Origin of the sequence: Janthinobacterium woesei (assembly GCF_051380875.1) — a bacterium.
Taxonomy (GTDB): Bacteria; Pseudomonadota; Gammaproteobacteria; order Burkholderiales; family Burkholderiaceae_D; genus Janthinobacterium.
Genome location: NZ_JBNYXW010000007.1, coordinates 200,578 through 213,436, shown reverse-complemented (window position 1 = coordinate 213,436; position 12,859 = coordinate 200,578). Strand labels below are relative to the sequence as shown.

The following is a 12,859-nucleotide window of genomic DNA, read 5'->3' as shown; positions in this document are numbered from 1 at the left end:
TTCATACGTGCAGCAGCAAATGTTCGCGCTCCCATGGGCTGATCACCGTCATGAACTCCTGGTGCTCCAGGTCCTTGATGGCCGCATACACATCGATGAAGCGCTCACCGAGCACCGTGCGCAGCTTGTCTTCCGCGCGCAGCAGCTGCAGGGCTTCAGGCAAGCCTTGCGGCAGCTCGAATTTCATGTCGTAGGCGCTGCCCACCATCATCGGCGTCGCTTCCAGCTGTTCCGTCATGCCCAGGTAGCCGCACGCCAGCGTCACGGCCAACGCCAGGTAGGGATTCGCATCTGCACCGATGATGCGGTTTTCCACGCGCCGGTCCTGCACGCCCGATTCAGGCACGCGAAAGCCCACCGTGCGGTTGTCCAGGCCCCACTGGATGTTGATCGGCGCGGCCGTGTGGCGCACGATGCGCCGGTAGGAATTTACATAGGGTGCGACGATGGCCATGGCCGACGGCATATAGCGCTGCAGGCCGGCGATGTAATGCTTGAAGATGGGCGCGGCCGAACCGTCATCGTTGCTGAAGATGTTCAGCCCCGTCTTCGCATCGACCACGCTCTGGTGCACATGCATGGCGGACCCTGGCTCGCCGGCCATGGGCTTGGCCATGAAGGTGGCGTACATATCGTGTTTCAGGGCCGCTTCACGCAAGGTACGCTTGAAGAAAAAGACCTTGTCGGCCAGGCCCAGGGGATCGCCATGCAGGAAGTTGATCTCCATCTGCCCCGCGCCGATCTCGTGGATCAGGGTATCGACATCAAGGTTCATCAATTCGCAGTAATCGTAGATATCCTCGAACAGGGGATCGAATTCGTTGACGGCGTCGATGCTGTACACCTGGCGGCTGGTCTCGGCACGGCCGCTGCGCCCGACAGGCGGTTTCAAGGGCAGGTCCGGATCCGTGTTTTTCGCTGTCAGATAGAACTCCAGCTCCGGCGCCACCACGGGCTTCCAGCCCTTGTCCGCATACAGTTTCAGCACCCGCCGCAGCACAGATCTTGGGGCGAAATCGACCAGCATGCCATCGGCGAAATAGCAGTCGTGGATGACTTGCGCGGTGGGGTCGGTGGCCCATGGCACCATGGTGATGGTGGTGGGGTCGGCCTTTAAAATCATGTCGCGGTCGGTACTGGAAATGGCGCGGTTATAACCGCCGTCGTCAACGGGATAATTGCCCGTCACCGTCATGCCCAGCACCGCTTCCGGGATGCGCATGCCGCGTTCCTGGGTGAATTTTCCGCGCGGCAGGATCTTCCCGCGCGCCACGCCCGTCAAGTCAGGTACCAGGCATTCGATTTCCGTGACCCGCTTTTCATTGAGCCACAAATCCATATCCGTATAGGTGAAATTTTCGCGTATTGCCATGTTTCCCTCTCGCTGGTCTTGATCAAGCGCCGCTCGGTACTCGCGGCGCGCCCGTGCACTCTGCTGTCATCCTTTTTTGCGGTGCAGCTGTTCCTGGTAATCGCGGCAAGCCTGGCCAAAGGCACCGAACAGGCGCATGGATTGCGGATTTTCTTCGACCTGCCATTCGGGGTGCCATTGCAACGCCAGGGTAAATCCTGCGGCGCTGGCCACCGTATAGGCTTCCACCAGGCCATCGTCGGCCAGGGCCTCGACCAGCAAGCCATGGGCCAGCCTGGCCACGCCCTGGCCATGCAGGGAATTGACCATCATCTCGCTCTCGCCGCCCAGCAGGCGTGACAGCAGGCCGTCGGGCATCAATTTGATGCGATGCGCGGGCGCGTACTGACGCTCCAGGGGATCGAGCACGTTTTCGCGGTGGTCCTGCATGCCCGGTACCGCGTGTACGGCCTGGTGCAGGGTACCGCCCAGGGCCACATTGACTTCCTGGAAGCCGCGGCAGATGGCCAGCAAGGGCAACTGGCGCGCCAGCACGGCACGGATCAGGGGCAAGGTGGTGGCGTCGCGCGCGGGGTCTTGCGGCAATTCGGGATGCAGGATGTCTTCGCCATACAGGCGCGCATCGACGTTCGAGGCCGAACCGGTCAGCATGACGCCATCGGCGATCTGCAGCGCCGCTTCCAGATCGGCCTCCAGGCCCAGGGCGGGCAGCAGCAAGGGCATGCAGCCGGCACCGCGCAGCACGGCTTGCAGGTATTTGTCCTGCGCCATGTGCCAGGCGTGGCTGCCAAACTGGCGCTGGCAGGCGGGAACGAGAACAATGGGACGGCGCATATGCAGCTACCTCGCTAGCGTGACGATCCAATGGCAGCGCCTTGTCAGCGCTGCCGCTCGCTTCACTGTACAGCAGAGCCGGCGCTGGCGGCCACACACATGAGAGTGGCCAGGCGGGCCGTTCAGCGGCGACACTACTGGCTCGCCACTGGCTTGCAGAATTACCCTGAGTAAAATCATCATATGCCCGTCCGGCGCCAAATGCCAGCGCCGCAGGCAAAGTTCCGTCTTTCCCATGAATCCAGTCTGGTGTTCCACCTCTCCGCCCATTCTCCTTGCCACACGGGGGCAACCATGAAGCACATGCCATGGCGCGATTTCTGCGCCCTCGTGGTGAGCATCGGCGTGGTGGGCCTGGGCCTGTGCGCCGCCATTTTCGTGGGCAGCGCCGTGTGGGAGCGCAAGAAAGGAATCGTCTAGCGCGGGCTATTGCCGTGGTTTTTCCAGGCGCCGCTGCAATTCCCCGGCTACCGGATAATCGGGGTACGCCTGCCTGAACGCGGCCCATTCTTCCTGCGCCAGTGCCGCCTCGCCCGCCTTGAGCAGTGCGTCGATCTTCACCAGCCACACGGAAGCGTCGAGCTTTGCCGGCGGCGGCATCGGTGCGGCCCGTGATACAACAGGAACAGGCATGGCCAGCGCGCGCTGTACCGGCGCCTGGCGTTGCAGGGCCGACTCGGCCTGCTGGTCCATCGCCTGGCGTATTTCCATGACAGGCGGCGGGGGCAGGGGTGCTGGCGCGGCCTGCGCCGGCGGCTTTGGTGCCGCCTTGCTCATCGCCGGTGGCTGCGTCACCGGTGCAGAAGAGCGGGCCAATGCTTCGGCGTCAACCGGCGCTGCCGCAGGCGCAGGCATCACGTCCCGTGTGACCGGTTCGCCGATCACGGGCAATTGCGCCGGCTTCGAGCCGAACCAGTCCACGCCGATCATGTTCACCGTCAGCAGCACGGCTGCGGCCAGTCCCAGCGGAATGCGCCAGCGTTGCATATAATCGGGCGCTTTCTTGACGGGCAGGGTACGCCGCACGCCATCGGCACTGTCGTTCGAGGCCACCGGTTTGTGCAACGCTTTTTCAGCGTCCGCCAGGATGGCCGCATCGAGCGCGCTGGAAGGCGCGGGCTGCGGCAGGCTGGCCAGCAGCGCATTCAATTGCCCGTCATTGGCTTCGTGGTCTTCTTTATCGTGCGTATTCATATCTGCCCTCCCGCGCCAGCCGCGCCGGCCCAGCTATCGAGCTGTGCCCGCAATTTCTGCATGGCGTAGCGCAACCGGCTCTTGACCGTTTCCGCTTCCGCCCCCGTCACCACGGCGATCTCAAGGATGCTCATAGCGCTGAACTGCTGCAGTACCAGCGCCTCCTTTTGCTCCACCGGCAGCGCGGCGATGGCCGCATACAGCTGTGCATGCTGCTGTTTCTGTTCCAGCGACTGCTGCGGCGATGCGCCTTCGCATACCAGCTCGCCGGCCCCCTCTTGCCCTTGCTCCTGCCCTTCCCGCTGGCGCAGGATATCGATCAGGCGGTTACGCGCGATCTGGTACAGATAGGTACGAAACGCCGCCTGCGGCTGGTAGCCGGCGCGCGCCGCATGCAGGCTGGCCCAGGCATCCTGCACGATCTCGTCTACCCAGGCGCGGCGTGGCGCACGCCAGGCCACGAAGCGGTACAGGCCCTGGCTGTGGCGCCGGTACAATTCGCGAAACGACGGCAGGTCGCCGGCGCTATAGCGCAGCATCAAGTCTTCATCCGTCGCAGTGATCAAGGTATCGGGCATGCGAACCAGTGTAGCCGAACTACGCGGCAGCGACAAATGCAGCACAGCGTCAGCGTGCAGCGGGCGCATAGCTGATGCGGCGCACTTCGCGGATCTGCCCATCCTTGAGCGCCCCCTCCACCAATTCGTAGCCAAGCAGGGCGAAGACGCGGCCCTGCAGGAACAAGGGGCGTGCGTTGCCGTACCAGTCCACGCAGGAAGCGCGGCAGCCGTCAGCCAGCGCGGGGCCTGACCGCGCCGCCAGCGCGCCCAGTTGCGTCAATTGCAAGCCGCTGTTGCGCAGGTAGAGCACGAAAGCGGCTGACTTGTTCAGGCCAGGCCGCTCGTCCGCGCCCAGGATGGGCAAGCCGATCAGGCCCTCGCCCGCTGCTTGCGGTTGGTAGAAAAAACCGTGGCTGCGCGACTCGGCCTGCGCCGCATCAGCGCGGATGAACCGCGCGGCAATCGCCGCCTGTGCACCCAAACGTATGCTACTGAAATGCAGATCCTTGCCCTGCGCGCCTATCACCACGGCGTCATTGCCCAGCGCCTCGATGCGCTCCACGCCATGCGGCAGGGACAAGGCCTGCACGCTGTTCGCATCGGCCCAGCGCAGCGCATACAGGGGCTGGCGCGGCCAGGCGTGATCCGCCTGTCTGCGCCCCGCCTTGCCCGGGTTGCCGTATAACAGATATTGCCCCACATAGCGGTTCTGCAGCCCGTAGCCGCCACCACCGGGCAAGGCCTTGTAGCTGCCAGCGGACGCACTGTCACGGCCATCGGAAAACGATGTCAATGGCACACGCAGCAAGGCCATGTCGCCGCGCCCCCGCGTGCCATCCCACGTGGCGTCGCCCTGGCCCTCTGAGCGCAGCAAGACGTTCAGGTGGCCGTCAAAGCTTTCCAGGAACGAGAACTGGTCGACCGGTGCGCCGGCCACCTTCAAGGCGCTGGGCGCCGTGCCATCGAGCGGAATGCGGAACACGCCCGAGTCGCTACCCCGGCGCGTGGTCCACACGTAGACGGATGTGCCCGAGACATAAAACACGCGGCCCAGTGGCCCCATGACGGCCGTCGCCTCGCAACGCATGTCGCGCTGCGCCAGGTCGCACACGGTAACCGTGTGCAGGGCCAGGCCATTGCCCGGTTCGGACTCCTCGTCAGTACGGTAAATGCGCGTGGCCGGGGCGATGCGCTTGAAGTCGGACGGTACGGCGCCAGGACGCCAGCGGCGCAGCGCGGGAAAGCCACCGAACGGATCGCCACGGCGCAAATCGAGCGACAGCGGCGAATAGAACACCAGCTTGCTGCCGATCAGGCGGCTGGCGTAATTGCGCGAGGAATAATAATCGTTGGAGCGCAAATGATAGGTGGAACGGTAGGCCAGCTTGCCGTCCGCAGCGATGTCGAACAGGCCGATCTCCGTACCACCGCGGCTGTAGCTGTAGCCGATCACCACCACCGTGTCGCCATCGATCAGCATCTCGTCATACCAGCTGCCCGACGGATCGCCGCCCGGCGCGAATGCATCGAGCGAGGACACGGGCCGCAGGGCATTCTGCCCCACCGCCACCGTGAACAGCTTGCCGCGCCGGAGCATCACCAGGTACTTGCCGTGCAGCTTGACGATGCCGCCTTCGTCCACACCCGCCGTCTGCACACTGGTGACCGATTCGGCCGCATCCGCCGATTTCGCCGCTTCCGCCGCCATCGGCGCTGGCGCGGGGGCCGCCATGTATTGCGCCGTGGCGCGCTGCAGTGATTGCTGCTGCGCTTTCTGCTCCTTTTGCAGCGCCGCCTGGCGCGCTTGCAGCTGCTGCAGATAGGCACTCAACGCCTGTTCGCTGGCGAAGGGTATCAGGGTCTTGCGCGGCGCCGTATCGGTAGCATGGCAGCCTGCCGAGAACAGCAGGGACAGTATCAATGTGATTTTGAGGGCGCTGGACATCGCTTCTTCTCCGATTGGCTGGGGTGTCAACCATGAAACGCAGCGACGCAGCAAAAGGGGTTAAGTGCGCGTAAAAATAATGCAAGGGCCGTTCGCCGCGCTATTCAAATCCGCGTATACGGTCGCCATTGAAGTTTGGCAGGCGCCACTCGAAATGCAGGGCCAGAAAACGGAACAGAAAGCCGGCGCCGAGGGACGACAGCTGCGCTACCGAACTGTCGACCTTGAAGTACAGCAGTCCCACGTACAGGCTGCCCGTAAACAGCGCCACGGTGGCATACACTTCGCGCTGCAGTACCAGGGGAATCTGGTTGCACAGGATATCGCGCAGCAGGCCGCCGAAGACGCCGGTGATCATCCCCGCCAGCACCACGATGGCCGGGTGCATATTGGACGACATGGCGATGTCGCAGCCGATCACGCTAAACGCTACCAGGCCCAGGCCATCGACCAGCAAAAACACCGTGCGCAGGTGGTGCAGGTAGCGCGCCACGACAGCAGTGACGACGGCCGCGCCTGCCGTAAACAGCAGGTATTCTGGATGGGCGATCCAGCCCAGCGGGTAGTGCCCAAGCAGCACGTCGCGGATGGTGCCGCCACCGAGCGCCGTGACGGTGCCGATCATGCAAATGCCGAATAAGTCCATGCCGCGCCGCATGCCCATGATGGCGCCGGACATCGCTTCGGCGACAATCGCCACCAGGTAAATCGTATATAACAGCATGCTCTTACTCTTCCGAAAATGATTTGAGAATTTGTTCGCGTTCGCGCGCTTCGCTCAGGGTGCGCGCTTCGCTGGTGCCGGTACTGGAACCGCCATCGCCATGCGCCATGCGCGTATCCCCTGCATAGCCACTGCCGCAACTGACGCTGCTGTGAATAAACGCGTGCTTGTCCTGCAGGCAGTCGCCGGCCAGGTATTCGGCATACACATAGTCGCCATCGAGCAGGGCCAGGCCTTGCGGTTCGCTCTGCACCCGCTCGCGGCGGCCCTGCACGGCCACCTGCATGTAGTCGCGCCAGACAGGCAGCGCCAAAGTCCCCCCCGTGGCATTGCCCAGGCTTTTCGGCTGGTCGTAGCCTAGCCAGACAATGGAGACCAGGCCCGAGGAATAGCCAGCGAACCAGGCGTCATACGCATTGTTCGAGGTGCCCGTCTTGCCGGCCGCGTCGCCGCGTCCCAGCGCCAGCGCGCCGCGTCCCGTGCCGCTCTTGACGACGTCGCGCAGCATGCTGTCCATGACGTAGGCGTTGCGCGTGGAGATGACTTGCGTGCCCGACACCGGCTCGCCTTTCGCGCGTGGCGCTGCGTCGCTGAATAGCACCGCGCCGCTGCGGCTGCGTACTTCCTTGATCAGTTTTGGCGGCATCTGCACGCCGCCGTTGGCGAACACGGAATACGCTTGCGCCAGCTGCAGCGGCGTGACGGCGCCCGCGCCCAAGGCCAGCGGCAGGGAGACGGGATTGCGCGCGCCTTCAAAGCCGAAGCGCGTGGCGAAGTGCTGCACATAGCCAGGGCCGGCCGCCTGCATCAGGCCGACGGCCACCAGGTTTTTCGAGCGCACCAGGCCACGCCGTACGCTGATGAAACCTTCATAGTTGTTGCCGTAATTGCGCGGACGCCATGGCTGCGCCTCCGTTTCCTGTGACAGCAGCAAGCGCTGCGTATCGTCCACGGCCGTGCCAGGAAAATAGCCTTTTTCCAGCGCCGCCGAATACACGAAAGGTTTGAAGCTGGAACCGGGTTGGCGGTATGCCTGCGTGGCGTGGTTGTAGTGATTACGGTAAAAATCGAAGCCGCCCGCCATGGCGACGATTTCGCCACTGTGCGCATCAACGGAAATGAGCGCGCCTTCCATCTCGGGCAACTGGCTCACCAGCCAACGTTTTTTTGCAGTGTCGTGTACCACGCGGATCACGCTACCCTCGACGATCGCGCGCTTGCCATCGAGTTGCAGCTTGCCGCCCAGGCGCGCATCCGACGCGGTCAGCACGATCTCGTCGCCATTGCGCAGCTGCGCCTTCACCTGGCGTGCGCCGGCAGTGTCCACCTTGCGCACGAGGGCGGCGCGCAGTTCGCCGCTGTCCGGATAAGCAGCCAGCTGGCGCGCCACGCTGTCTTCGGATGCCGTCAGGCGCGCTTCCGGGCCACGGTAGCCGCGGCGCGCCTGGGCGTTCAGCAAGCCATCGCGCAGCGACTTGTCTGCCGCCCGCTGCGGCGCCATGCGGATGGTGGTCGTCACGTCCAGGCCCATGCTATAGGCGCCTTCAGGATAGCTTTGCACAATCAGCTGGCGCGCTTCCTCGACTGCATACGCGGCAGCGTGCACGGAGCTGTTGCGGTCCTTGTTGAGGGCCAGCTTTTCCGCCACGGCGGCGTCATGTTCGGCCGGCGTGATGTAGCCCAGCTCGCGCATGCGTTGCAGGATGTAGTGTTGGCGCACGGTGGCACGCTGCGGATTGGCGACCGGGTTGTAGGCCGACGGCGCCTTCGGCAAGCCGGCCAGCATGGCCGCCTCGGCGATGCTGACATCGGCCAGCGGCTTGTTAAAATAAATGTTCGAGGCGGCCGAGAAGCCGTAGGAACGCTCGCCCAGGTAAATCTGGTTCATGTATAGTTCCAGCAGCTTGTCCTTGCCGTAATGCTGTTCCAGCTTGTACGCAAGCAGCATTTCCGTCAGCTTGCGCTGCACGGTCTTTTCGCGCGACAGGAAAAAATCGCGCGCCACCTGCATGGTGATGGTGCTGGCGCCCTGCGCGTGGTGACCCGTAACCACGTTGGCCAGGGTGGCGCGCGTCAAGCCATAGAAATCGACGGCGCCATGCTCGTAAAAACGCGCATCCTCGATGGCCAATAGCGCCTGGCGCATGCGCACAGGGATGTCTTTCAATGGCAGGAATTCGCGGCGCTCTTCGCCGTATTCGGCCAGCAGTTCGCCTTCGCTGGAAAAGATCCGCAAGGGCAGGGCGGGATTGTATTCGGCCAGGTGTTCGACGGCCGGCAAGTCCTGCCACGCCTGGCGCAGCCAGTAGCCGCCTGCCAGGGCGCCGGCCAAGCCCAGGCCCAGGATCAATCCCAGGCCGAATTTCAGATTGCGCGCCAGCTTCGACTGCGGCTTGCGGGTAGAGGTGTCGTTCGCTTGTGCTTCCATCGTGATGTTTCTCCTGCTGCCAGGAGGCCGCGCGCTGGCGCACACACTCCATCAAAGAGACATTGTGCACTGCAACACACATATCCTTATCAAAAGTAAGTATTATTTAGTATTGATAAATTTTTCTTATGTTAGGGGTGCGCCATGAACCTGAATCCGAAGCACACGGAAGCGTTCCGCGCAGTCGTCGAGACGGGCAGCTTCGAGCAGGCGGCGCTGCAGTTGCACCTGACCTCGCCCGCCATCTCGCAGCGCGTGCGGGCGCTGGAAAGCCAGTTGGGCAATGCCCTGATCGTGCGCAGCCGTCCCGCGCGCGCCACGCGCATGGGCCAGCGCCTGATGCAATACCTGAAACGCGCCAAGCTGCTGGAAGCGGACCTGGAAGCGGAACTGGCGGTGCAGCAGGATGCGCCGCTGACCCTGGTGCTGGCGCTGAACGCCGATTCGATGGGCACCTGGTTCTTCCCTGCCTTGTCGGAAGTGCTGATACGCGAGCGCGTGCTGCTGGACCTGACCGTGGAAGACCAGGACCACACCTATACCTTGCTGGAGACGGGCATGGCGATCGGCTGTATCAGCACGGAGCCCAAGCCCATGCGCGGCTGCACGGCCGAGCCGCTGGGCGTGATGCGCTACTGGCTGGTGGCCACGCCCGCGTTTCGCCAGCAGTGGTTTGCGCACGGCCTGACGCGCGAGGCGGCGCGCATGGCGCCCGTCGTCGCCTACACGCGCAAGGACACCTTGCAGTCGTCGTTCCTGCAAGAAGCGCTGGGGCTGCCCGAAGGCGCTTACCCCTGCCATTACGTGCCGGGCGCCACCTCGCATTTCAATGCCATCCGCTACGGCCTGGGCTACGGCATGGTGCCCGAACTGCTGCTGAAGGCGAATGCCGATGGCGAGCTGGTCGACATGCTCACGCCCAAGACACCAGCCGACGTGGCCTTGTACTGGCACACGTGGAAGGTGCAGTCGCCGCGCCTGGAACAGTTGTCGCGGCAGATCATCGGCGCGGCGCGCAAGATTTTGAAATAGTTATCGCTGCATGCCCCAGCGCTTCAGCGTCACCCGCTCCAAGGTGCGAAAGCCGAGGTTTTCCACCAGCAAACCGATGACGATGACGGCCGCCAGGCCGGCGAATACCTTGTCCGTGTACAGCTCGTTGCGGTTCTGGAAGATGTACCAGCCCAGTCCGCCCTGCCCCGAGGTGGTGCCAAACACCAGCTCGGCCGCGATCAGGGTGCGCCAAGCAAACGCCCAGCCTATCTTCAAGCCCGAAACGATGGACGGCAAGGCGCCCGGCACCAGAATGTGCAGCACCAGGCGCAAACCGCTCAGCCCGTAGTTGCGGCCCGCCATGCGCAGGGTCTCGGGCACACTCTGGAAGCCCGCGTAGGTGTTCAGCGCCAGCGGCCACATGACGGAATGGACAATGACAAAGATCAAACTGGCGCGCCCCAGGCCGAACCACAGCAGGGCCAGCGGCAGCAAGGCGATGGCGGGCAGCGGGTTCAACATGGCTGTCAGGGTTTCCAGCAGGTCGCGGCCGATGCGGCTGGAGACGGCCAGCAAGGTCAGCACGAAGGCGGCCAGCACGCCAGCCAGATAACCCTGCAGCAAGACATACAGCGAGGCGGCAGTGCGCGTGAGCAATTCACCGCTGGCGATGCCGCCGATAAACGCCTGCGCCGTTTGCAGAAAGCTGGGCAGCAATAAATCGTTGTGCGTCCAGCGCGCCGCACCTTCCCACAGCAGGGCCAGGCTGAGCAAAATGAGTACCTTGCGCCACAGTGCGTGCTGGCGCAAGCGTTGCCAGCGCGATAGCGGCCGCTCGACGACCACGCCGGCTGGCGGCGGCGCCGCGTAGACGAATTCCTGGCGGATCGGCGGCTCCAGCAATACGCTCATACGGCCTCCCTGTGCACGGTTTCAGCCACCGGGGCAGCGATTGTTTCTTCATCGAACAGCAGCGCGTGGATCCGGCTGCTGGCGGCCTGGAATTCGGCGCTGCCGGCGCTGTGCAAGCCGAACTGATGGCTGTTGAGCTCGGCGCGCACGCGGCCCGGATGGGGCGACAGCAGCAAGATGCGGTTGCCCACCACCAGCGCTTCCTCGATCGAATGCGTGACGAACACGAGCGTAAAGCGCAGTTCTTCCCACAGGCGGCCCAGTTCTTCCTGCATCTTGCGCCGCGTCAAGGCGTCGAGGGCGGCGAACGGCTCGTCCATCAGCAGCACTTCCGGCTGCATGGCCAGGGCGCGTGCGATTGCCACCCGCTGCTTCATGCCGCCCGACAAGGTGTGCGGATGGGCATCCTCAAAGCCGGCCAGGCCCACCTTGGCGATCCACTGATGGGCACGTTCGCGGGCCGCCACCTTGTCGAGCCGCTTGCTGGCCAGCAAGGGGAACATGACGTTTTCCAGCACCGTCTTCCACGGCGGCAACTGGTCGAATTCCTGGAACACGACGACACGCTCCGGCCCCGGCTTGCTGATGGGTTTTCCCTGCATGGCGATGCTGCCCGCGCGCGGCGCAATGAAACCGGCCACGGCTTTCAATAGCGACGACTTGCCGCAGCCCGATGGCCCCAGCAAGACGAAACGGTCACCGCGGAAGACGTCGAAACTGACGTCATGCGTGGCGCGCACGGTGCGCTGCCCGGTCCGGTATTCCAGGCTGACATTGCTCACACTGAGCAAAGGCGCCACCGTTGCGGGCGGGCGCACCAGGTGAAAAGCGGGTGCGTTCATTTCAGCCTCCCTGTGTGATGGCCGGATCGTCAAAGAAGTAGTCGCGCCAGCTGTCCGGCCGGTTGCGGATGGCATTCACGCGATGCAGGAATTGCGCCAGCCCGTATGTGTTTTGCGGTGCGATCTTGAATTGCACTTGCGGATTGGCAAAGATTTTCAACAACAGATTACGCTCCACCTTGCTCTTGTTGACCTTGATATAAATATCTGCCGCGCCTTGTGGATTGCTGCTCGCATACTGCGCCGCTTCCGCCAGGGCGGCGAGGAAGGCGCGGTAAGTCTTCGGATTGTCCTTGCGGTATTTTTCCGTTGCATACAGCAACGTCGATGAACTGGGTCCACCCTGCACGGCATACGAATCGAGCACGATGTGCGCATTCGGATTCTGCGCCAGTTCCTGCTCCTGGAAGGGCGAGTTGCCGAAGTGGCCGCTCAATTCCGTGCCACCGGCGATGATGGCGGCGGCCGCATCCGGATGCGGCAAGGTTTGCGTAATTTTGTCCAGGCGGGCGAATTGCTTGTCGCCCCACTGCTTTGCCACCGCCATTTGCAAAATGCGCGCCTGCACGGACACGGAGACGGCTGGCAGGGCGATGCGGTCCTTGTCCGTCAAGTCCGCCAGGGTTTTCACCTTGGGATTGTTGCTGATCAAATAATAGGGAAAATTACCCAGCGAGGCGACGCCGCGCACGTTTTGCCGGCCCTTGGTGCGGTCCCATATTGTCAGCAGCGGCCCCAGCCCCGCACCAGCGATGTCAATATTGCCAGACAACAAGGCGTCATTGACGGCCGGGCCGCCAGACAGGGTAATCCAGTCGACTTTGATATCGACACCTTGCTGCCTGCCATGCTTTTCGATCAGCTTTTGTTCTTGCGCAATGTTGAGCAGCAAGAAAGTGATGCCATGCTGGCCCGCGATGCGGATCTGTCCTTCGGCCTGGGCCATGGGCGCTGCCATGCCTGCGGCGCACAGCATGGCAATGGTGGCAAAAACGCGGCGGCGCTGGCGGGCGAGGGAAAAGATCGGCAACATGGACACTCCTTGGGTCAGATCA

General features: G+C 63.5%; 12 protein-coding genes. 2 read left to right on the top strand and 10 right to left on the bottom strand.

Features of this window, described 5'->3' with window-relative positions; genetic code table 11:
* Window position 1: 1 nt before the first annotated feature.
* Both ACQ4W6_RS09940 and ACQ4W6_RS09935 read right to left on the bottom strand, forming a co-directional pair.
* Window positions 2-1,372, bottom strand: coding sequence for a glutamine synthetase family protein (locus tag ACQ4W6_RS09940; RefSeq protein ID WP_436567023.1), 1,371 nt, complete (start codon window positions 1,370-1,372; stop codon window positions 2-4).
* A 66-nt stretch (window positions 1,373-1,438) separates the two neighbouring features.
* Complete coding sequence (locus tag ACQ4W6_RS09935; protein WP_436567022.1) at window positions 1,439-2,206, bottom strand: gamma-glutamyl-gamma-aminobutyrate hydrolase family protein; 768 nt, start codon at window positions 2,204-2,206, stop codon at window positions 1,439-1,441.
* A 294-nt stretch (window positions 2,207-2,500) separates the two neighbouring features.
* On the opposite strand from ACQ4W6_RS09935, the gene ACQ4W6_RS09930 reads away from it, so the two are divergent.
* Window positions 2,501-2,626: a hypothetical protein gene (locus tag ACQ4W6_RS09930; protein WP_436567021.1), complete on the top strand. Its 126-nt coding sequence runs from the start codon at window positions 2,501-2,503 to the stop codon at window positions 2,624-2,626.
* 6 nt (window positions 2,627-2,632) lie between these two features.
* Here the strand turns inward: ACQ4W6_RS09930 and ACQ4W6_RS09925 are convergent, their stop codons facing one another.
* The 5 genes from ACQ4W6_RS09925 to ACQ4W6_RS09905 all read right to left on the bottom strand — a co-directional run bounded on the left by ACQ4W6_RS09925 (window position 2,633) and on the right by ACQ4W6_RS09905 (window position 9,057).
* On the bottom strand, window positions 2,633-3,400 hold the full coding sequence (locus ACQ4W6_RS09925) for a hypothetical protein (RefSeq protein ID WP_436567020.1): 768 nt from the start codon (window positions 3,398-3,400) through the stop codon (window positions 2,633-2,635).
* Window positions 3,397-3,978, bottom strand: a complete 582-nt coding sequence (locus tag ACQ4W6_RS09920) for a sigma-70 family RNA polymerase sigma factor (RefSeq protein ID WP_436567019.1) — start codon at window positions 3,976-3,978, stop codon at window positions 3,397-3,399. The genes ACQ4W6_RS09925 and ACQ4W6_RS09920 overlap by 4 nt, the downstream gene beginning before the upstream one ends.
* A 49-nt stretch (window positions 3,979-4,027) precedes the next feature.
* Entirely contained in the window at window positions 4,028-5,905 is a 1,878-nt protein-coding gene (locus ACQ4W6_RS09915) for a beta-propeller domain-containing protein (protein WP_436567018.1), read from the bottom strand.
* A 100-nt stretch (window positions 5,906-6,005) separates the two neighbouring features.
* Window positions 6,006-6,629 (bottom strand): trimeric intracellular cation channel family protein, encoded by a 624-nt coding sequence (locus tag ACQ4W6_RS09910; protein WP_436567017.1) that lies wholly within the window; start codon window positions 6,627-6,629, stop codon window positions 6,006-6,008.
* 4 nt (window positions 6,630-6,633) lie between these two features.
* Complete coding sequence (locus ACQ4W6_RS09905) at window positions 6,634-9,057, bottom strand: penicillin-binding protein 1A (RefSeq protein ID WP_436567016.1); 2,424 nt, start codon at window positions 9,055-9,057, stop codon at window positions 6,634-6,636.
* Between the two features lie 144 nt (window positions 9,058-9,201).
* Here ACQ4W6_RS09905 and ACQ4W6_RS09900 point away from each other — a divergent pair, with 144 nt between their 5' ends.
* Window positions 9,202-10,089 carry an HTH-type transcriptional regulator ArgP gene (locus tag ACQ4W6_RS09900; RefSeq protein WP_436567015.1) on the top strand — a complete coding sequence of 296 codons (888 nt, stop codon included), beginning with the start codon at window positions 9,202-9,204 and terminating at the stop codon, window positions 10,087-10,089.
* Here the strand turns inward: ACQ4W6_RS09900 and ACQ4W6_RS09895 are convergent, their stop codons facing one another.
* Genes ACQ4W6_RS09895 through ACQ4W6_RS09885 form a run of 3 tightly spaced genes read right to left on the bottom strand, consistent with a single transcriptional unit; the run spans window position 10,090 to window position 12,837 of the window.
* Window positions 10,090-10,962 (bottom strand): ABC transporter permease, encoded by an 873-nt coding sequence (locus ACQ4W6_RS09895; RefSeq protein ID WP_436567014.1) that lies wholly within the window; start codon window positions 10,960-10,962, stop codon window positions 10,090-10,092.
* Window positions 10,959-11,879, bottom strand: a complete 921-nt coding sequence (locus tag ACQ4W6_RS09890; RefSeq protein ID WP_436567013.1) for an ABC transporter ATP-binding protein — start codon at window positions 11,877-11,879, stop codon at window positions 10,959-10,961. Before ACQ4W6_RS09890 ends, ACQ4W6_RS09895 begins: the two co-directional genes overlap by 4 nt.
* A complete protein-coding gene (locus ACQ4W6_RS09885) occupies window positions 11,806-12,837 on the bottom strand; it encodes an ABC transporter substrate-binding protein (protein ID WP_436567012.1) in 1,032 nt (343 codons plus the stop codon). Before ACQ4W6_RS09885 ends, ACQ4W6_RS09890 begins: the two co-directional genes overlap by 74 nt.
* Window positions 12,838-12,859: the final 22 nt, after the last annotated feature.